The sequence below is a fragment of the Nocardiopsis sp. KDC1DS13DA1 genome, assembly GCF_055632325.1.
This window is the reverse complement of record NZ_JBVMUY010000023.1, coordinates 109,681-128,409: the sequence shown is the minus strand read 5'-3', so window position 1 is coordinate 128,409 and position 18,729 is coordinate 109,681. Positions and strand designations below refer to the sequence as shown.

At 74.5% G+C, this 18,729-nt stretch carries 12 protein-coding genes; 4 read left to right on the top strand and 8 right to left on the bottom strand.

Translation table 11 applies throughout. The annotated features are described in order from the left end of the window. Window positions 1-60: 60 nt before the first annotated feature. Genes ACTVAJ_RS15975 through ACTVAJ_RS15950 form a run of 6 tightly spaced genes read right to left on the bottom strand, consistent with a single transcriptional unit; the run spans window position 61 to window position 6,593 of the window. On the bottom strand, window positions 61-906 hold the full coding sequence (locus ACTVAJ_RS15975) for an ABC transporter ATP-binding protein (RefSeq protein WP_470388950.1): 846 nt from the start codon (window positions 904-906) through the stop codon (window positions 61-63). Further along, window positions 903-1,901, bottom strand: a complete 999-nt coding sequence (locus tag ACTVAJ_RS15970) for an ABC transporter ATP-binding protein (RefSeq protein ID WP_470388949.1) — start codon at window positions 1,899-1,901, stop codon at window positions 903-905. The genes ACTVAJ_RS15975 and ACTVAJ_RS15970 overlap by 4 nt, the downstream gene beginning before the upstream one ends. Window positions 1,902-1,905: 4 nt before the next feature. Beyond that, window positions 1,906-2,796 (bottom strand): ABC transporter permease, encoded by an 891-nt coding sequence (locus tag ACTVAJ_RS15965; RefSeq protein ID WP_470388948.1) that lies wholly within the window; start codon window positions 2,794-2,796, stop codon window positions 1,906-1,908. Next, window positions 2,793-3,746 carry an ABC transporter permease gene (locus tag ACTVAJ_RS15960; RefSeq protein WP_470388947.1) on the bottom strand — a complete coding sequence of 318 codons (954 nt, stop codon included), beginning with the start codon at window positions 3,744-3,746 and terminating at the stop codon, window positions 2,793-2,795. Before ACTVAJ_RS15960 ends, ACTVAJ_RS15965 begins: the two co-directional genes overlap by 4 nt. Beyond that, complete coding sequence (locus tag ACTVAJ_RS15955) at window positions 3,743-5,374, bottom strand: ABC transporter substrate-binding protein (protein WP_470388946.1); 1,632 nt, start codon at window positions 5,372-5,374, stop codon at window positions 3,743-3,745. The genes ACTVAJ_RS15960 and ACTVAJ_RS15955 overlap by 4 nt, the downstream gene beginning before the upstream one ends. A 43-nt stretch (window positions 5,375-5,417) precedes the next feature. Further along, complete coding sequence (locus tag ACTVAJ_RS15950; RefSeq protein ID WP_470388945.1) at window positions 5,418-6,593, bottom strand: C45 family autoproteolytic acyltransferase/hydolase; 1,176 nt, start codon at window positions 6,591-6,593, stop codon at window positions 5,418-5,420. A gap of 114 nt (window positions 6,594-6,707) precedes the next feature. Between ACTVAJ_RS15950 and ACTVAJ_RS15945 the strand changes: the two genes are divergently transcribed. Next, the gene (locus ACTVAJ_RS15945) at window positions 6,708-7,580 is read left to right on the top strand and encodes a MurR/RpiR family transcriptional regulator (RefSeq protein ID WP_470388944.1); all 873 of its coding nucleotides are present in this window, start codon (window positions 6,708-6,710) and stop codon (window positions 7,578-7,580) included. A gap of 118 nt (window positions 7,581-7,698) precedes the next feature. On the opposite strand, the gene dhaL is transcribed toward ACTVAJ_RS15945, so the two are convergent. Continuing rightward, entirely contained in the window at window positions 7,699-8,343 is a 645-nt protein-coding gene (gene dhaL, locus ACTVAJ_RS15940) for a dihydroxyacetone kinase subunit DhaL (protein WP_470388943.1), read from the bottom strand. Between the two features lie 29 nt (window positions 8,344-8,372). After that, the gene (locus ACTVAJ_RS15935; RefSeq protein WP_470388942.1) at window positions 8,373-9,371 is read right to left on the bottom strand and encodes a dihydroxyacetone kinase subunit DhaK; all 999 of its coding nucleotides are present in this window, start codon (window positions 9,369-9,371) and stop codon (window positions 8,373-8,375) included. Between the two features lie 414 nt (window positions 9,372-9,785). Here ACTVAJ_RS15935 and ACTVAJ_RS15930 point away from each other — a divergent pair, with 414 nt between their 5' ends. The 3 genes from ACTVAJ_RS15930 to ACTVAJ_RS15920 are packed head-to-tail and all read left to right on the top strand — an operon-like array spanning window position 9,786 to window position 18,700. Next, complete coding sequence (locus ACTVAJ_RS15930; protein ID WP_470388941.1) at window positions 9,786-12,899, top strand: DUF6603 domain-containing protein; 3,114 nt, start codon at window positions 9,786-9,788, stop codon at window positions 12,897-12,899. 23 nt (window positions 12,900-12,922) lie between these two features. Next, the gene (locus ACTVAJ_RS15925; RefSeq protein WP_470388940.1) at window positions 12,923-15,166 is read left to right on the top strand and encodes a hypothetical protein; all 2,244 of its coding nucleotides are present in this window, start codon (window positions 12,923-12,925) and stop codon (window positions 15,164-15,166) included. A gap of 15 nt (window positions 15,167-15,181) precedes the next feature. Further along, window positions 15,182-18,700 carry a hypothetical protein gene (locus ACTVAJ_RS15920; RefSeq protein ID WP_470388939.1) on the top strand — a complete coding sequence of 1,173 codons (3,519 nt, stop codon included), beginning with the start codon at window positions 15,182-15,184 and terminating at the stop codon, window positions 18,698-18,700. The last annotated feature ends 29 nt before the right edge of the window (window positions 18,701-18,729 follow it).

Genomic DNA, 18,729 nt, shown 5'->3' with positions numbered 1-18,729 from the left:
CGTGGCGCCCGCCCTCGGGACCGGGTCGTGACCGCCGCTCCGGGCCTTCGCCCACGCGGGTCAGCCCGCCGCGGACGCCTCCGCGAACGCGGCGCGCAGCCGCACGACCTCGGCCGGGTCCCACCCCGGCCCGGGGACGCTGGAGACCAGCATCCGCGTGTAGGGGTGCTCGGGCCGTCGCAGGACGTCGTCGGCGGCCCCGCGCTCCACGACCGCCCCCCTGTACATGACCAGGACGTCGTCGGCGATCTGGCGGATGACGGCCAGGTCGTGCGAGACGAACAGGAGTGCCACCCCCGACTCGCGCCGGATCCGCGCCAGCAGCCGCAGGATCTGCGCCTGGACGGACACGTCCAGGGCGGCCACGGCCTCGTCCAGGACCAGGACGGAGGGGTCGGCGGCCAGGGCGCGGGCGATCGCGAGCCGCTGGCGCTGCCCTCCGCTGAGCTGGTGCGGTCGGGCACCGGCCTCGCGGTCGCCCAGGCCCACCTGGCCGAGCAGTTCGGCGGCGCGTGCGGCGGCCTCCTCCCGGCCCGCGCCGTGCAGCCGCAGCACGTGGCGCACACACCGCTCGGCGGTGAGCCTGGGGTCGAGCGATCCCAGCGGGTCCTGGAAGACGAGCTGGATCTCCCGGGCACGGCGCAACCGGGCCGCGCGTCCGCGTTCGACCGCCGCGCGCGACCGCCCTTCGACCCGCACCCGCCCGGAGTCGGGCCGGGTGAGACCGGCCAGGATCCGGGCGACGGTGCTCTTGCCCGACCCGGACTCGCCCACCACGCCCAGGGAGCCCCCGGCCGCCAGGGTGAAGGACACGTCGTCCACGGCCACCAGGTCCGGTTCGCCGTGGCCCAGGGGGAAGGTCCTGCGCAGGCCCTCCACACTCAGCGCCGGGTGGTCGGTGGTCATCGTGTCTCCTCCTGGCGAACGTCGTCGGCCACAGCGGTGTCCGTGCCGAGGTCGGCCCGGCGGCAGGCCACATGGCCGTCCGGCAGCGGTCGGCGTTCGGGCCGCCAGGTCGCGCACGCGTCGTCGGCCTCGGCGCAGCGCGGTGCGAAGGGGCAGCCGGTGAAGGCCGTGGCCAGCGACGGCGGGGCCCCGGGAACGGGCTCGGGCTCCCGGTCGGAGTCCAGCCCGGGAACGCACGCCAGCAGGCCGCGGGTGTAGGGGTGGCGGGGGTCGGCGAACAGCGCTGCGGCCGTGCGCTCCTCCACCACGCGCCCCGCGTACATCACGTACACGCGGTCGCAGTAGGCGGCGGCCAGGTGCAGGTCGTGGGTGATGAACAGGACCCCGATGTCGCGCTCGCCGCGCAGGTCGCGCAGGAGCCAGAGCACCTCGGCCTGGGTGGTGGCGTCCAGCGCGCTGGTGGCCTCGTCCGCCAGGACCAGGTCGGGTTCGGCGGCCAGGGCTGCGGCGAGCACCACCCGTTGCAGCATCCCGCCGGACAGTTCGTGCGGGTACTGGCGCAGCCGTTCCTCCGGGCGGTCCAGCCCCACCCGCTCCAGCAGCTCCCGGGCCCGTTCCACGGCCCGCGCCCTGGGCACGCCGAGCGCCAGGACCAGCCGTTCGGTGAGGAAGTCGCCCACGCGGCGGACCGGGTTGAGGACCGAGCGCGGGTCCTGGAACACCATGGACACCCGGCGCGAGCGCAGCGCGGTGAGCGCGTCACGGTCGGCGGTCAGCACGTCGGTGCCCGCGACCGAGGCCCGCCCGCGCGCCGTGGCGCCCTCGGGCAGCATCGCCAGGGCGGCGCGCGCGGTCGTGGACTTGCCCGACCCGGACTCGCCCACCAGGCCGACCACCTCGCCGGGGGCGACGGTGAGCGACACCTGGTCCAGGACCGGTCGGCGCGTGTCGGCGCCGGGCAGTTCGACGGTGAGGTCGTCGATGTCGAGGAGCATGGGACTACCTCCGTGGGCTGAGCAGGTCGGCGAGGCGGACCCCGACGATGTTGAACGCGATCACGACCAGGGCGATCGCCGTGCCGGGCACGAGGGAGGGCCACAGGACGCCCTGGATGAGCGCGGCCTGCCCCTCCTGGACCATGAGCCCCCACTCCGAGCTGGGCGCCTGGGCGCCGAAGCCGAGGAAGCTGAGCGTGGCCAACCCCATCAGGGCCTCCCCGAACAGCACCACGAGGTAGCCGATCAGGGCGGGTGCCATGTTGGGGATGACGTAGCGGACGCAGATGAGGAGTCCGCCCACGCCCTGCACCCGGTAGGCGTCGACGTAGGGCCGGGCGACCTCGGCGAGCGCGAGGCTGCGGGTGAACTTGGCGATGATCGGGGCGAAGGCCAGTCCGAGCGCGACGACGGCCGTGGTCATGCCGCTGCCGAACACGGCCACGACCAGGACGACGAACAGCAGGCCCGGGAACGCGTACATCACGTCGGTGACCCGGGCCAGGACGGCGTCGACCCAGCCCCGCCGCCAGGCGGCCAGCGTGCCCGCGGCCACGCCCAGCACGGAGGCGAGCAGGAGCAGTGCCAGGGGAGCGAGCAGCCCCTCGCGGGCGCCGAAGACCACCCGGGAGAGCAGGTCGCGGCCCATCTGGTCGGTGCCCAGCCAGTGCTCGGACCCCGGCGGGGTCCACACGCTGCCGAAGTCGATGGCGTCGGGGTCGTAGGGGGCGATCAGCGGGGCGAACACGGCGGTCAGGACGACCGCGCCGAGGAAGGCGGCGCCCACCCACAGGGGGCCGTTCCCGCGTCGGCGGGCGGCGGAGGACCGCCCTGCGGCGGGGCGCGCCGTGTCGGCGGTGCTGGTGGTGGGGTCGCTGGTGGCGGGGGCGGTCATACCCGGCTCCCTTCGGCGCGCACCCGCGGGTCGAGCAGCGGGTGGACGAGGTCGATCAGGGTGGTGACGGCCATGTACGTGATGACCATGTACAGCAGGACCGCCTGCACCACGGGGAAGTCGAAGGTGTTGATCGCGTCGACCAGTAGCGATCCGATGCCGCTGAGGCCGAACGCCGCCTCCACCACGACGGTTCCGCCGAGCATGCTCGCGATCACCAGGCCGCACATCGTCACCACGGGACCCAGGGCGTTGCGCAGGACGTGGCGGCGCACGATGTGCCCCTCTCCGATCCCGGAGGCGCGGGCGGCGGCCACGTGCTCCAGGTCGAGCTGTTCGGACATCGTCTGGCGGGTGACGCGGGCGACGATGGCCAGCGACCCCAGGGACAGCGCGACCGCGGGCAGGGTCAGGTGGTGGATCCTGCCGAGGAGGCCCTCGCCCAGACCGGTGACGGGGAACCAGCCCAGGCGCACGCCGAACAGCGAGACCAGCGCGATGGCCAGGACGAACGGCGGGATCGACGCGGCCAGGGTGGTGCCCGCGGTGACGGCGGCGTCGGTGCGGCGGCCGCGCCGGACGGCGGCCAGCGCGCCCAGACCGACGCCGAACACGGTGAAGAGCACCGACGCGTAGCCGACGAGGGACAGGGTGGCGGGCAGCCGGGTCAGGATCAGGTCGCCCACGGCGGCGTTGTACTGGAACGAGGTGCCCAGGTCGCCGGTGACCGCTCCGACCGCCCACGCCCCGTACTGCACGAGCAGCGGTTCGTCGAGGCGGTAGGCGGCGCGCACGGCCTCGACGCGTTCGGGGGTGACGTTCTCGGGGTCGCCGATGAGGAACGACACGGGGTCGCCCGGGGCGGCGTACATGGCGCCGAAGATCAGCAGGGAGCTCACGGCCAGGGTGAACACCATGCCCAGGAGTCGGCGCAGGGTGCGCACGATCATCGTTCTCCCTCCGCTCGGGCGCCCAGACCGGCGGCCCAGGGGCCGGACAGGAACATGGCCGAGGCCGGGGCCCCGGTGACGTCGGCGGCCATCGCCAGCGTGGTGGGCACCTGCACGACGGGGATCCACACCATGGACTCGGTCCAGCGGCGCTCCAGCTCCACGGCGAGTTCGGCGCGCTCGGCGTCGTCGGTGGCGGCCTGGGCCTCGCTGACGAGGCGGTCGTACTCGGGGTCGGCGAAACCGGAGAAGTTCACCCCGGCGTCCGAGGCCCCGTTCTTGTAGAAGCCCACCGGGTCGTTCTTGGAGATCCAGTACTCGTCGGCGAACAGGTCGACCTGCGTGCGCTGCTCGGCGTCGACGTAGAAGCTGCCGAACTGCTGGCGGGGCACGGTGAGGATCCGGGCCCTGAGGCCGATCCGGTCGGCGGCGTCGACGACGGCGTTGGCGATGACGGTGCGGGCCGCCTCGCCGTCGCTGGCCACGACGATGGGCTCGTCCGGTGCCCCGGCCTCCGCCACCAGGGCGCGCGCCCGGGCCAGGTCGGCGTCGTCGGGTTCGGCCGGAGCGCCCCCGATCGCGTCGTAGGCCCGCTGGAAGCGTGCGGTCTCGTATCCCCAGCCGCCGGGGCCGAGCGGTGTCGACCACGGTTCGGCCAGATCGCCGAACGCCGCCCGGGCGATCCCGTCGCGTTCCAGGGCCAGCGAGAGGGCGCGGCGCAGGCGCGGGTCGGCCAGGCCGCCCCGCTCGGTCGTGATCAGGGACCACACGTTGGTGGAGGGCCCCTGGAAGACCTGGACGGACCCGTCGCTCAGCAGCGGCACGGCGGCGGCCGCGGTGTCCAGGTAGGCGCCGTCGGCCTCGCCGGTGGTCAGGGTGTTGACGACGGCGTTCTCCGCCGCCCAGCGGAACTCGACCCGCGCGGTGCGGGCGGCGCCCCCGGCGTCCCAGTAGGCGTCGTCGCGTTCCAGCACCACCCGCTGGCCCGCGCGCCACTCGGCGACCCGGTAGGGCCCGGTGCAGGCGTCGGAGCCCTCGGGTGTGCCGTAGGCGTCGCCGTCGGCCTCGATGACGCGGCGGTCGTAGACGATGCCGCCGTTGCCCGCCATCGCGGGCAGGAACACCGCGTCGGCCTGGGCCATGTGCACGGTGACCTCGTACTCGCCGGTCCGCTCGATCGACTCGACGTTGGCGTACTCGTCGGCCTCGGCGGCGCCCTCGGCCGCGTGCCGCCGCATGCTCCACACCACGTCGTCGGCGGTGATCGGGGTGCCGTCGCGGAAGGCGGCGCCGCGGTCCAGGCGCAGGACGACCGTCCGGTCGTCGGTCCAGGCGGCGGACTCGGCCAGGTGCGGTTCGGTGCCCAGGTCGGGGGTGATCCGCATCAGCCGCTCACACGTGTTGGCCAGGATCGTGTTCTGCGCGGTGCCGCCGTCGTCGTCCAGGTCGAGCGTGCCCGGTTCCTCCGGGAGCATCCAGGTCACGGTGTCCAGGTCGCCCACGGGCGCGGCCGTGGTGGGGCTGGGATCGGGGGCGGTGGCCACGGGCGCGGCCGCGCAGGCGGTCGCGGCCAGGGCCAGCACCGCGGCGGGCAGCGCCAGCGGTGGCCCGGTGCGGGAGTCCTTCATGGTCGTCTCCAGTGGATGGTGTGCGGGGGATGGGCGCCGGGGGTCACGGTGTGCCGCCGGGGCCGTCGTAGAGGTTCCAGGGAACGGGGAGGAACTCGTGCTCGCAGGGGTTGCCCGCGGCGACGCGGTACTCGCCGCTGGTCAGGTCGACGAGGTTGGCCAGCACCGTGGACCACCGCCGCACCTCGGATCTGGCGGGGTCGGGGTGGGTGCACAGGGACTCGGGGTGGCCGAGGTGGTCGGACATGGCCTCGCGGACGGTCGCGCGGACCTGGTCGCCGGTGCGGGCCAGGCGCGCGGCCCGCAGGCCGCGCCGGGCCCGGGGCACCCGGATGAGGGAGTCGGCGGCGATGGGCCGGTAGTCGTCGGCGAGCTGGGGCGGGACACCGGCCTGGTAGTGGTTGCCGTGGACGAGCAGGCCCTCCTCGTCGGGGTACATCCACTGGCAGGGGCCGGGGGTGGTCTCGACGTCGACGGCGTACCCGGATCGGTGGGTGAGCAGCGCGTTGCTCGCGATGTGGGCGCGGGTGCGCAGCAGGACGTTCAGGGCGTCGGTGAGACCGGCCGCGTCGAGCACGCGGCGGCGGATGAGGGTCTGCGGCACGCCTGTGGCCGAGCCGAACCGGCCGCCCAGGCCGTTGGCGTTGAGCGCCAGCCCGGCGGAGTTGGCGCCGTGCCGTCCCACCTGACCCGCCTCGACCTGCATGATCAGGGTGGGCTTGGGCGGCTGGACGACGCGCAGCATGACGATGGTGTCCTTCGTGCCGTGCCGCCAGTCCCAGTTCTGGCCCGCGTACACGTGCCCGTCGCCCGCGGCGCCCTCGGCGAGGGCGAAGGACGTGCAGCCGTCGGCGGCCTCGCGCTCCTCCGAGGGGGTGTCGGCGGGCATGCGGGTGAAGGAGGAGTCGTAGATGATCTCGCCGCGCACGTTCAGGGCGAGCACGTCGAGCAGGTCCACGCCCGCGCCCTCGGCGATCCCCTCCATCTCGGTGGCCAGGTCGGCGTCGAAGTCGCGGCAGACCGGGAGCCAGCCGCGCGCCCGGTCCAGCACCCCGCCCCAGCTCAGGCCCCGCTGCTCGGCGAAGGCGCGCTCGTAGAACTCCAGCGCGGCGGTGATCCGGTCCCGCGCCGCCGCCCCGTAGGCCAGGCCCCGGTCGCGCGGCCCGCCGGAGATCTCGACGAGGGGAAGGTCGGCCGGCGGTGTGTGTGGTGCGCCCATGCTGTGGTGTCTCCCGGCACGCGTCGCGTAACATCCATTACAAGGACGCGTGATGTTGAACTGATTGTTTCTCTCAGGAGTGTAATGAGTAATACGCCACAGTCAAGGGATGTAATGGATGTTTCACACACGCCTGGCCTGGACAGACTCCGCGCCAGCGTCCGCGAACACTGGCACACCCTGTCCCCGGCGGAGAAGTCGGTGTGCCGCCTGCTGACCTCCTACACCAGCGCGCAGATCCTCTACGCCAGCGCCCAGGAGCTCGGATCCGCCAGCGGCACCAGCAACGCCAGCGTCATCCGCACCCTGCGCCGCCTCGGCTACGAGGGGCTGCCCGCCCTCAAACAGGAGATCGCCGCCCCCTTCAGCTCCGTGGTCGCCCCCGAGGTCCGGCTGCGCGACCGCATCGACCGGATGGGCGGCGACCTCGCCCGGATCTGGGACCGCGTCACCGACGAGGCGCGCGAACGCGTCGAACACCTGCGGACCGCCGGCTCGGCCGAGGACCTCACCCGCGCGGTGAGGCTGCTGGCCGACGCCCGCGAGACCGCCACCTACGGGGTCGGCGCCTCACGCATCGCCGCCGAACACCTCGCCCTGCGGCTCAACCGGATCGGCGCCCGTGCCAGGCACCTGGACACCGACGGCTTCCGCCTCGCCGACGACCTGCTGCGTCTGGACCGCGGCGACGCGGTCGTCGTCTTCGCCCCCGGGCGGGTCCTGCCCGAGGTCGAGGTCCTGCTCGAACGCGCCCGCCAGGTCGGCGCCGCCGCCGTCCTGGTCACCGACGAACTCGCCGACGAGCTGAGCGACCGCGTCGACGTCGTCCTCCCGGCCCCCCACACCCCCACCGGCATGACCGCCGAGGCGCTGACCGGCATCGTCGTGGCCGACGCGCTCGTGCAGTCCGTCGCCACCGTCGGCGCCGACCGCGCGGTGGCCTCCTCCCACGAACTCACCGCGCTGCGCGCCCGCCTGGGCTACTGACACCCCTCGGCCCCCACACGAGCGGTGTCTCCCGGGGAGGGGCGCGCCCCCGGACACGACGGGGGCCGGGCCGCACGACGGCGCGGCCCCCGTCGTGCGGCCCGGCCCCGGACGTTCGTCAGCTGCTCGTGCCCGCCACGGCGTCGAGCGCGGCCCGGTAGAACAGGCCGATCGTGACGGCGCCGGGGTCGGGCACGCCCAGGGCCGCCTCGCCCACGTAGCTCGTCCGACCCTTGCGGCCCAGGATCTGACTGGTGCCCTCCGCACCCCGCTCGGCGGCCTCCGCCGCCGCGCGCAGCCCCGCCTCCAGGGGTTGGGCCTCCTGCTCCGCGCGCTTGAGGGCCTCGGTCGCGGGGGCGATCGCGTCGACCATCGTGCGGTCGCCGACCTTGGCCGACCCCAGCCGGGTGACGGTGTCCCAGCCCTTCTGGCTGGCCTCGGCCACCGCGCCCAGGGTCAGGAAGTCCATCTGGGACCCCACCTTGGCGAAGTCGCGGAACCACATGCCGAACAGCGGGCCGCTCGTGCCGCCGCTGTGGGACAGGAAGGTGTCACTGAGCACCTGGAACGGCGTGCCCGGGGTGTCCGGCCGGTCGGGCAGTGCGGCCAGGGCGCGGCGCAGACCGGTCGTCATGTTCACGCCGAAGTCGCCGTCGCCGCTGCGCCGGTCCATGTCGGTCAGCCGGTCGTTGGCCTCCTCCACCGCGGCCGCGAAGCCGCGGACCCAGCGGTCGGCGAGTGTGGGGCTGAGCTGTTGGGCCATCTCGGATCTCCTCTGCGGTCGCGGTCGTTTCACCAGGTCAGCGCGGGCGTGGCCACGGGGGCGTCCCACAGGTCGAGGATCTCGTCGTCGGCGCGCACCAGCGTCACCGAGCAGCCCGCCATGTCCAGCGAGGTGACGTAGGAGCCGACCAGCGAGCGCGCGGTCTCGATCCCGGCCTCCTCCAGCACCCGCCGCACCTCGCCGAACACCCCGTACAGCTCCAGGTCGTGCGTGCTGCCCAGGCCGTTGACGATCACGATCACCCGTTCGCCGCGCTCCAGCCCCAGCGCCTCGACCACCGGCGCGGTCATCTGGGGCACGATCTCGCCCGTGGGACCGAACGCGCGGCGCTCGCGGGCCCGCTCGCCGTGGATACCCACGCCGAACTCGACCTCGTCGCCGGGCAGCTCGAAGGAGGGTTCGGACTGGCCGGGGTGGGCCCCGGCGGCCAGGGCCACCGACAGCGTGCGGCTGCCCGCCGCCACCCGGCGCCCGAGCTTGGCGAGTTCGTCCAGGTCGGCGCCGCGTTCGGCCGCCGCCCCGCACACCTTCTCCACCGCCACGACGGCGGCCGTGCCGCGCCGTCCCGGGGCGTCGGGGTCGTCGGTGTCGGTGGCCAGGTCGTCGTCGACCAGTACGAACTCGGTGCGTACGCCCTCGTCGGCCAGGAGTTCGCCCGCGATGCGGAAGTTGAGCACGTCGCCGGTGTAGTTCTTCACCACGTGCAGGACGCCCCGGCCGCCGTCGGCGGCCAGTGAGGCGGCCCTGATCTGCATGGCGGTGGGGGAGGCGAAGACCGCCCCCGGGACCGCCGCGTCGAGCATGCCCTGGCCCACGAAACCGATGTGGAGGGGTTCGTGGCCCGAACCGCCTCCGGAGACGACCGCGACCTTGTCCCGGGTGGGCGCGGCGCGCACGACGTAGCTCGGCTCCGGGCTCCAACTGACGTGGTGCGGCCACGCGGCCGCGAAGCCCGCCAGGGCCTCGGGCACCACGTCCTCGGGCGAGTTGATGAACTGTCGGCGCATGCGCTGCCCCCGTCGAGTAGCCCCTGTGTTGGCTGGCGTGGCACATCCAACCACAGCGGCTCCCGGCGGAGCCAGAGCCGCGCGGGGAGCCGGTTCGGCCGGGGGCGGGGCGCGCGTCCCCGGGCTGTGCCGAGCCCCGCGCGGCTCCGTTCCCACCGTGATCCGGGTCTGCGTTCCACCGGGTTTCCGGCGCGGAGAAACCGACCCCCGGGAGCGCCTTCCCCGTGCTTCGCGGGAGGGATATCCCTCGGTTGGTCCGGGCCTGTCCGCCGGACTCGGCGAGCGCCTCCGACACGGATGATTACGGAGGGTGTCGACTGGGGGAGGTGGTGTGTGACCCCCGGTGCCTGGCGGACCCCACACCCCCGGCACGGGGGTTCCTCTTCCGTCTCTCCCCAACCTCGACGAGGTGTCATGCCGATCGACGTCGCCGAGTTGCGACCACTCCTGGACGACTCACCCGGACACGTGGAACTGCCGCGGTCCGTGTTCGCGTTCGACGGGCTCCCCGAGCGCGTCACCAGTCTGTTCCCCGCACCCGGACTGCGCCTGGACGACGCGCGGGCCGACCCCGAACGGCTCACCGTCACCGGAACCGCGCCGGACCCGGACACCGGAGGACGGCTCGCGGTCCGGGTCGCCTTCCACACGGACGGCCCGACCGTCACCGGCGCCGAGGTCACGGTCGACATCTCCGGTGCCCCGTCCTTCCGGCGCGCGCCCACCGCCCTGGACGCGCTCACCCGCGCCGGGTTCACCAGCCCGCGCCTGGTCCTGGTCGCCGGAACCGCGGCCGACGGCGGGTTCGAACGCCACGTGATCGGCCTGGACACCGTCGACGCCGACGGCGCCACCCGGCGGATCGACCTGTCGGCGTCCGCCGACGGCGCCGCCGACACCGTCGTCTACAGCGCGACCACCGACCCGGTGGCCGTCCACGACCTGGCCCGCGCCCTCGGCCTGGACGACGCTCCCGGCCTTCCGGAGACCGCCCTCGCCGCGCTCACCGACCTCGCGGTGCACGCGACGGCCGACGGCGTGGTCCTCACCGGCAACGGCACGCGCGGACGGATCGCCCTCGTGCACCGCGGCGGTCAGGCGACCACCGCCCGTCTCCTGGTCGCCGAGGGGGACGGCGACTGGCAGGTGCTGTGCGCCGACCGCGACCTCGGCCCCGCAGCCCTGGCCGAGGCCACCGCCCGCCTGACGGGGGTGGACGGCGCGCCCCGACCACCCCTGGTCGACCGGGTCGGCGAGGGTGCGTGGCTCGTCCTGCCCGCGGGCCGCGACGGAGCCCCCGAGTCCCTGCCGCTGCGCGCCCGCGCCCGGCGGGCCACCGACCCCGACCGCCGCGACGGCCTGGGCCGTCCGCTGCCCGAGGGCGCGCCCCAACGCCGCTCCCGCGCCCGCCTGCGCGCCAACCGCGCCCGCCGCCACGCGGTCGCCGGACGCGACGGCTTCCTCGTCGTCGACCACGGCCCGCGCGGCCGTGGCCGCGGACTGCGGCGGCCGACCGTCCGGCGCACGGTCACCCCGCTCGGCTTCGGCGCGCCGAAGATCTCCGACGGCATCGTCTCCATCTCCTACGCCAGGACGCCGCTGAAGATCTCCGGCGCGCTGACCGCGCGACCCGCCGAGTCCCCCTACGACACGCTCTTCGGCGGCGCGGTCTCGGTGAGCGCCACGACGCTGTTCGGCAGCGGCGCCGCCGCCTACGTCCTCCCCGAGAGCGGCACCGAGCCGTCCTTCTTCGCCTACGGGGCCGTCCAGTCCCGCAAACCGATCGGCCCGCCGCCGTTCCAGGTCCGCGGGATCGCCCTCGGCATGGGGTGGAACAGCCGCATCCGCGTCCCCGGCGACATGGCCGAGGTCCCGAACTTCCCCCTGGTCAGGGCGCTGAAGGACCCGGGGGCGATCGGTGCGGAGGGCGGCGACGCCGTCCAAGTCCTCAAGAACCTCACCGGCGGCGGCCAGCCGTGGATCACCCCGTCCGAGGACGAGCTGTGGTTCGCCGCCGGGCTGGCCTTCAGCAGCTTCGAACTGCTCAAGGGCGAGGCGGTGATGGTCGTCCAGACCGGTGCCGACCTCACCCTGGCCCTGCTCGGCCGCGGCGGTATGGCCTTCCCGTCCGAACGCAGCAGGAAGATCGCCGGGATCGACCTGGCCGTCAGCGCCGTGCTCAAACCGGACAGCGGCGAGCTGTCGATGAGCTCCCGGCTGACGTCCGACTCCTACGTCCTGGACAGGAACTGCAAGATCACCGGCGGCAGCGCGCTCATGGTGTGGTTCGGCGACCACCCCAGCGCGGGCGACTTCGTCTTCACCGTCGGCGGCTACCACAAGGAGTTCGAGCGAAACCTGCCCGCGCACTACCCGCGCGTGCCCCGCCTGGGACTGGACTGGGGCGTGGGCTCCTCGGTCAGCATCACCGGCCGGACCTACTTCGCCATCACCCCCTCCGCCGCCATGGCGGGCGGGCTGCTGGCCGTCCGCTTCCACGCCGGACCGGTCAGGGCGTGGCTGGACGCCTGGCTGGACGCCCTCGTCACGTGGAAGCCCTTCTACTTCGACGTCGGTATCGGCGTCTACGTCGGCGTGCAGGCCAGCGTCAAACTCCTGTTCGTCCGGATCACCGTCACCGTCGAGGTCGGCGCCGACATCACCGTGTGGGGTCCGCCGACCGGCGGCGAGGCCAGGATCAAACTCTGGTTCGTCTCCTTCACCATCGACTTCGGCGCCGGCCGCGACAGGGGCTCCCCGACCGTGGACTGGCGGGGCTTTCGCGACGTGCTCCCGCCGCCGGAGAGCACCGTGCGCGTCATCGCGGGCGACGGGCTCATGGTGGACGAGCACGACGACGGCGAGCGGACCCGCGGACGGGGACCGGCCTGGCAGGTCTCGGCGGCCGGGTTCACCTTCCGTACCGACTCGGCGGTGCCGCTGCGCGACCTGTACCTGGACGACGGCGCCGAGCCGGTGTACTCGGGTCCGGACCTGCGCATCCGCCCCATGGACGAGAGCGGGCTCACCAGCCGGAACCGCGTGGCCCTGACCCGCGACCTGGACCCCGAACCCCTGGCCGCCTGGGAGCCCGCCGCCCTGCGCGGCGCGGTGCCCGCCTCGCTGTACGGGCCCGGCGACGGCTCCGCGCTGCCCGCCCCCGGCGACCAGCTCCTCGACGACCGGCTGCTCGGCATCGAGCTGACCTCGCCGCCGGTCACCCATGGCACCACCACCGGCTACGTCTCCGAGAAGGCGCTGGCCTTCACCACGATCGTGCCCGACGGACCGGAGCCGCTGGACCCGCAGGCCGGGCCGGTCGGGCCCGGCCCCGTGCACCGCGCCGGCATCGCCGCCGAGATCCGCGACACCGTCGCCGCCGCCACCCGGGACGCGCGCGACGCGCTCGCCGCCGCCCTGGCCGACCTCGGCGCCGACGTCGGGGAGCGCGACACCGAGCTGCCCGGCTACGCGCGCGAGGCCGCCGTCGCCTTCACCCGCGAGCCGATGCTCGTCCCCGCAGGCTGAGCAACGAGGACGAAGAGGACACGATGACCGACGACACCGTCCAGACCCGCACCCGGTTCTTCGACCACCGCATCCCCTCCCTGTCGGGAGGCAAGTACGACATCACCGTCACCCAGGGCATCGACGAGCTCGACACCGGCGACGACCTGCCCCGGGTCCCCCAGCCCTTCGACGTCCGCACCCAGCGGTTCGTGCTCGGCGACGACGACGTCCGCGCCTGCTACCCGGTCCCCGGCACCGTCGGCGACTACAAGGGGCTGCTCCCGCACGTCACCGTCGAGCTGCCCGCCCTGGCCTGGGCGCGGACCCTGTTCGACGACCAGCGCGAGATCCCCTGGGTCGCGCTGCTGGTCTTCCGCGAGGGCGAACTGCCCGAGGACCCCGACGCCCTGGGCCTGGCCGAACAGCTCACCGTCCGGGACCTGCTGCACCACGACACGTCCGAGATCCGGCCCGACATCACCGACCACTCCGTCTTCGACGACGAGTGGAACCTGGCCTGCGACACCGTCCTCGTCCCCGGGGACCTGCTGGCCGCCGTGCTGCCCCGCCGGGAGGAGGCGGCGCTGCTGGCGCACACCCGCGAGGGCGGCCCGCCCGACGCCACCCACACCCGCTCCGACCACGAGGACGACCCGCCCCGCGAGGACGAGCTGACCTCCGTGGTGGTCGCCAACCGCTTCCCCGCGCCCGAGGGCCGCCACGCCGTCCACCTCGTCTCCCTGGAGGGGCTGGAGGCCTACCTGGACGGCACCGTGCCCGCCGGGGACGTGCGCGCGGTCTCACTGTGGTCGTGGTCCTTCGAGGCCGAGGACCGCACCACCCTCGGCTTCGGCGACGTGGTCAGGAACCTCGCGACCGAGGGTCTGCCGGACGGGGAGCGGCCCGACCTGCTGCTGCGGCTGCGCGTCCCGGGCGGCTCCGGATCCACCGACGCCGAGAAGGAGGCCCGCGCACGGCTCGCGGGCGGCGCCGTGCCGCTCCCGCACCGCCTGGAGTCCGGGGAGCTCGGCTACGCCTTCCACCGGGGGCCGCTCACCGCCGCCCCGGCCCAGGCGCTGCCGGACACCCTGCCGCCCCGGTTCGACTCGGCCAACTCCGCGCTGATCTACCTGGCGGAGTACGGGGTCTTCGACACGACCTACGCGACCGCGTTCTCCCTCGGCCGTACCCTGGCGCTGGCCGACGCCGAGTTCCGCCGCCACCTGCTCGCCTACCGGTCCGCGGCCCGCTCGGCCGTCCGCCGCCTGGCCGCCCTCCCGGACGTGTCGGGCCGCTCGGCCGCCCAGACCACCGCCCTGCTGCGCCCGGGCGCAGCCCGCAGCGCCTTCGACCGGCTGCTCACCGCCGACGGCGGCGCGGCGGTGGCCGCGGCGCTCGACGGCGCCGGTCCGGCCCTGTGCGCGGGGAACCGGCGCCGGCGCGTGAGCACCGCGCGCTCTCCGCGCCCGCACACCGCAGACCTGCGCGCCCGGATCGCCGACACCGGGGCGCGCGCCGCCCTGACCGGCGTGCTCGAAACCGAACTGGAACCGGTCACCGCCTGGCTGGACCGGCTGCGACTGCTGGAGCCGGTGCCCTTCGACCACCTGGTCGCCGCGTTCGGCACCGAGGACGACGAGGGCGCCCTGCCGCCGGAGAGCGTCCGCTTCGCCTACGTCGACCCCGGCTGGGTCCGCGCCGCCGTGGACGGCGCGCTCAGCGTCGGCGTCGGCCACGTGCTCGACGCGGCGCTGAACGACCTGGCCTCGGACGGGTCGGCCGTCCCGGAGGCGGCCGTGCTGGTCCGCTCGGAGCTCGTCCCCCACTGGCCCGACACCGTCTTCACCGCCCACCGGGCGGGCGAGGAGGTCGCGGCGGTGCGCCGGTCCGACGTCGGCGAGGACATCAGCGTGTTCCTCTACCCCGAGGTGATCGACGCCTTCGCCGTCGCCGAGCCGCCGCAGGGCCTGCACTTCGGGATCAGCAGCCTCGGCCAGGTGACCCTGCGCAACCTCGACCCGGACAACGGGGACGTGGGTACCGAACTCGGGCCGTTCCCCGAGCGGACGCACGACTTCGCCCGCTTCCTGCGCAACCCCTCCGACGCCGCGCTCGGCGCCGACGTGGTCGCCGTCACCGAGGGAGCCGACCCGCTGGCGCCCGCCGTCGCCGCCGCGCTGGCCGCGTCCGGGGGCGGCGACGGCGGCGCACTGACCCCGGCCCAGTTCGCCCTGGAGATGGTCAACGCCCCCGAACTCCAGCGCTTCACGCGCCCCCAGAGCTAGGAAGACCCGCACACCATGACCGAACCGCAGTCCATCCCGGCCGCCGACACCCTGGTGGTGCCGGTCGAGGTCGCGGCCCTGGCCGTCAACGAGACCGTCCGCGACACCAGCGTCGTCTACCGGGGCCGGGCCAACTACCGCACGGTCCTGGACGGGGAGCGCGCCGCCGACCCCGCCCCGTTCACCAACGACACCCAGTGGTGGCAGAACCCCGACGTCCCCGGCGTCTACCTCCAGTGGCAGCTGCCCGAGGCGCTCACCCGGGGCCGTCAGGGACCCGACGGCGAGATCGGCGACTTCCCGCTGGTACCCAACCGGTGGCTGGTGGCGCGCTACCGCTTCGCCTCCCGCCAGGTGCGCGCCTGGATGGTGCACAGCGACTTCGTCGACGCCTGGGACGGCACCGTCTCCTTCGTCGACCCGCACGCCCACGCCCCCGAGGCGACCAAGATCGGGCGCAAGACCGACCTGGTCAAGGGCACACCCTGGAGCGAGCCCGACGACGGCCGCGAGCCCTTCCTCACCGCGGTCGGCCCTGGCCTGCTCACCTTCTCCGTCTACCAGCCGTTCAACGAGAACGTCTTCTCCGTCCACGACCCGCTGGAGGACGTCGGGGGAGAGGAGCGGATCGGCTACTTCGTCGCGGGCTGGTACTCCGACCCCGACAGCGACATCCTCTCCGCCGGGCCCGACCACGCCGCGCTCCTGGACCGGCTGGGGTGGCGCTCGCCCCCCGGCGCGGGCGAGCGGCGCCGTTCCCTGTACACCGGCACGGTCCTGGGCGTGCCGTGGAAGCCCACGGGGCACCTCGACGGGGACGACGCCATCCCCGACCGGCGCGACGTCGCCGTGGCCGTGGGCAACAGCACCGCCGAGGCCGAGGGGGCGCTCCAGGAGCAGGCCGACGGGGACGGGGCGATGAGCGCCCAGGACGCCGAGCTGTTCCGCGCGTTCCTGCTCGACACCCTCGACGACATGGACCGGCCCGAGGCGGACATCATCCTCCAGCGGGCCGCCCACCGCTCCGGTTTCGGCCGCGGATCCGGCGGTTACACCTGGCAGGTCGCCGACCGCGGCGACCCCTCCGCGCTGCCGCCCGAGCCCGCCGACGCCCGCGAGCGCCGTCTGCGCGACGAGCACGCCGTGGTGGGCGCGCTCAACCGGCTCCAGTCCGAGCACGACCGCCTCGAACGACGGCTCGCCGCCGCCCGGGACCGCCTGTACCACCTGTGGTTCCTCCAGCGCACGCCCACCTACGAGGACAAACCGCGCGAGTTCACCGACCACATCACCGCCGAGCTGGACCCGGGCGACCCCGACGGCGCCGCCGGGACCGTGCTCCGCCTGGCGGGCGAACTCGCCGCACTGCGCGGCGCGACCGGGACCGGCCAGGACCGGCCCTGGGTGCCCTGGGGGATGGACCCCCACACCCTGGAATCCCGGACCCGCGCCTACGCGGACGCGCACGGCATCACCGGCACCCGGGTCCTGGTGCGGGTGCCCGACACCGGGTTCGACCACGCGGCCGACCCGGTCGTCCTGCTCCAGGGGGCCGGTCTGCACGCCCCGATGAGCCGTGACGGCCTCCTGCCCTGCCGCACGCCCGACCAGGCGGTCACCAAGGTCACCGACGGCGGCACCACGGACGCGCCCGGAGTGCGACCGGAGGTCGACCAGATCGAACTGACCGGGCTGCCCGCAGCCCTGGACCCGCTGGCCGCGGAGTTCTTCGTCCTCGAACGCGCCCGCGCGCGCGGAATGAGCCTGGACGACCACGAGGGGACCCTGCCCGAGTACGGCACCGACGACTGGAGGCAGGCGTGGCAGCCGCTCGCCCTGCACTGGAGCGTCCGCTACTTCCACACCCCCTTCCAGCAGGACGGCCAGGACCGGTGGGAGTTCGACGCCGCCAGCCTGCGCTACCGCTGGAAGGGCGGCGAGAGGCAGGACGGCTACCGGGAGATCACCGGAAAGCAGTACCTGATGCCCAGCGCCGGCGCCGACCTCGACGGGCGCATCGCCGCCTACGCCAGGAACCGCACCGATCTGGACCCCGCGCTCGTCCGGGGGCTGCGCCGGCGCGCCGGCGAGCTCGACGTGCTCTCCCAGCGCCTGGACGGCTTCTCCACCCGCCTCGGCCAGCGGCGGGCGGGCGGGCACGTCGCCCCGACCGGCCGGATCGGCGACCTGGTCGGCGACGGCCAGCGGCTCGCCCCCGACCCCGGCCCGCTCCCGGGCAGGCTCGACCCCTGGCCGGAATCGGAGTTCGTGGACCTGCGCGCCGGTCAGGTCCTCTTCTCCAGCCTGACCGTCGTCGACCGGTTCGGCCGCGCCGTGCGCCTGGTGCCCGACGACGACCCCGCCCACTTCGCCCTGGACGCCGTGCCCGCCACGATGGTGCCCGACCACCCGGTGGGGGAGTTCGGCGCCGACCGGTACGTGGAACTGGGGCCGCGCCTGCTGCAACCCGCCCGGCTGTACTTCGAGCCGCTCATCCCGGGCAGTGACGACCCGGTCGCCCACGACCCGTCGCGCAACCCGGTGTGCGGGTGGGTGCTGCACAACCGCCTGGACGCCTCCCTGGCCTGCTACGACCCGCGGGGTGCGGCGCTGGGGGAGCTGCGCACGGTGCTCGACCCCGATTCCGGGAACCAGGCGGTGGCCTGGCGGCGGCTGCCCGGCTCGGACCTGCACACCATGGACGACCTGAGGGACGCCCACCCCTACCTGTACGACCTGCTGGAGCCGGTCCGGCGCAAGGGGCCCGACACCCTGGACGCGCTGCGGGCCACCCTCGACGAGGCCCTGGCCGGGATCGACCCGGGCGGCGCCGAGCCGGGCGGGGCCGGGTTCTTCCTGGGCCGCCCCCTCGCCCTCGTGCGGGCGCGGCTGGACATGCAGCTGGAGGGGCCGCCCCGTACCGATGTCGGGTGGCGCGAGGCCGTCGACCCGCCCGCGCCCGCCACCACCGACTACCGGTGGATCGTGCGGCTCGGCGAGGCCCGGCAGAGCGACGACGGGCTGGTCGGCTACGTGCTCAACCGGGACTACGAGCACCTGGAGACGGTGGTGGACCCGGAGGGGCCCGCCACCGACTACCTGCGGCCCGTCGGCAACGGGGACCGGCTCCGACTGCGGCTGGACACCGACGACTCCGCCGAGGTGATGCTGCTGCTCGACCCCCGGGCTCCGGTGCACGCCGTCAGCGACGTGCTGCCCGTGGGGAGGCTGAGTGTCCCCGACGAGTTCGTGGCGCCCGCGCTGGAGCACATGTCCGTGTCCTTCCGCACCGGGCCGGTGCTGGCCGCCACCGTGCACCGTCAGGTCGAGGGGGAGCGGGTCAGCGCCGTGGCGGTGCCGTGCCCGTCCACGGTCACCGGTACGTGGACGTGGACCGAACCGGTCGGCGAGGACTGGCGGACGCACGCCGTCCAGACGCCCGACCCGGCGGAACCGCCCGTCGCGCCACCGCACATCCGGTCCGGGTTCCTGGTGCTGGACGACGCCGTCGCCGCCCGCGGCGCGGGCGAGTAGTCATTCTCCTCAGGAAAGGAAACACGGCA

What these genes read in the sequence shown, in the direction of transcription:
- ACTVAJ_RS15975 (WP_470388950.1), bottom strand. Translation starts at nt 906, where the DNA reads ATGACCACCGACCACCCGGCGCTGAGTGTGGAGGGCCTGCGCAGGACC.
- ACTVAJ_RS15970 (WP_470388949.1), bottom strand. Translation starts at nt 1,901, where the DNA reads ATGCTCCTCGACATCGACGACCTCACCGTCGAACTGCCCGGCGCCGAC.
- ACTVAJ_RS15965 (WP_470388948.1), bottom strand. Translation starts at nt 2,796, where the DNA reads ATGACCGCCCCCGCCACCAGCGACCCCACCACCAGCACCGCCGACACG.
- ACTVAJ_RS15960 (WP_470388947.1), bottom strand. Translation starts at nt 3,746, where the DNA reads ATGATCGTGCGCACCCTGCGCCGACTCCTGGGCATGGTGTTCACCCTG.
- ACTVAJ_RS15955 (WP_470388946.1), bottom strand. Translation starts at nt 5,374, where the DNA reads ATGAAGGACTCCCGCACCGGGCCACCGCTGGCGCTGCCCGCCGCGGTG.
- ACTVAJ_RS15950 (WP_470388945.1), bottom strand. Translation starts at nt 6,593, where the DNA reads ATGGGCGCACCACACACACCGCCGGCCGACCTTCCCCTCGTCGAGATC.
- ACTVAJ_RS15945 (WP_470388944.1), top strand. Translation starts at nt 6,708, where the DNA reads ATGGATGTTTCACACACGCCTGGCCTGGACAGACTCCGCGCCAGCGTC.
- dhaL (WP_470388943.1), bottom strand. Translation starts at nt 8,343, where the DNA reads ATGGCCCAACAGCTCAGCCCCACACTCGCCGACCGCTGGGTCCGCGGC.
- ACTVAJ_RS15935 (WP_470388942.1), bottom strand. Translation starts at nt 9,371, where the DNA reads ATGCGCCGACAGTTCATCAACTCGCCCGAGGACGTGGTGCCCGAGGCC.
- ACTVAJ_RS15930 (WP_470388941.1), top strand. Translation starts at nt 9,786, where the DNA reads ATGCCGATCGACGTCGCCGAGTTGCGACCACTCCTGGACGACTCACCC.
- ACTVAJ_RS15925 (WP_470388940.1), top strand. Translation starts at nt 12,923, where the DNA reads ATGACCGACGACACCGTCCAGACCCGCACCCGGTTCTTCGACCACCGC.
- ACTVAJ_RS15920 (WP_470388939.1), top strand. Translation starts at nt 15,182, where the DNA reads ATGACCGAACCGCAGTCCATCCCGGCCGCCGACACCCTGGTGGTGCCG.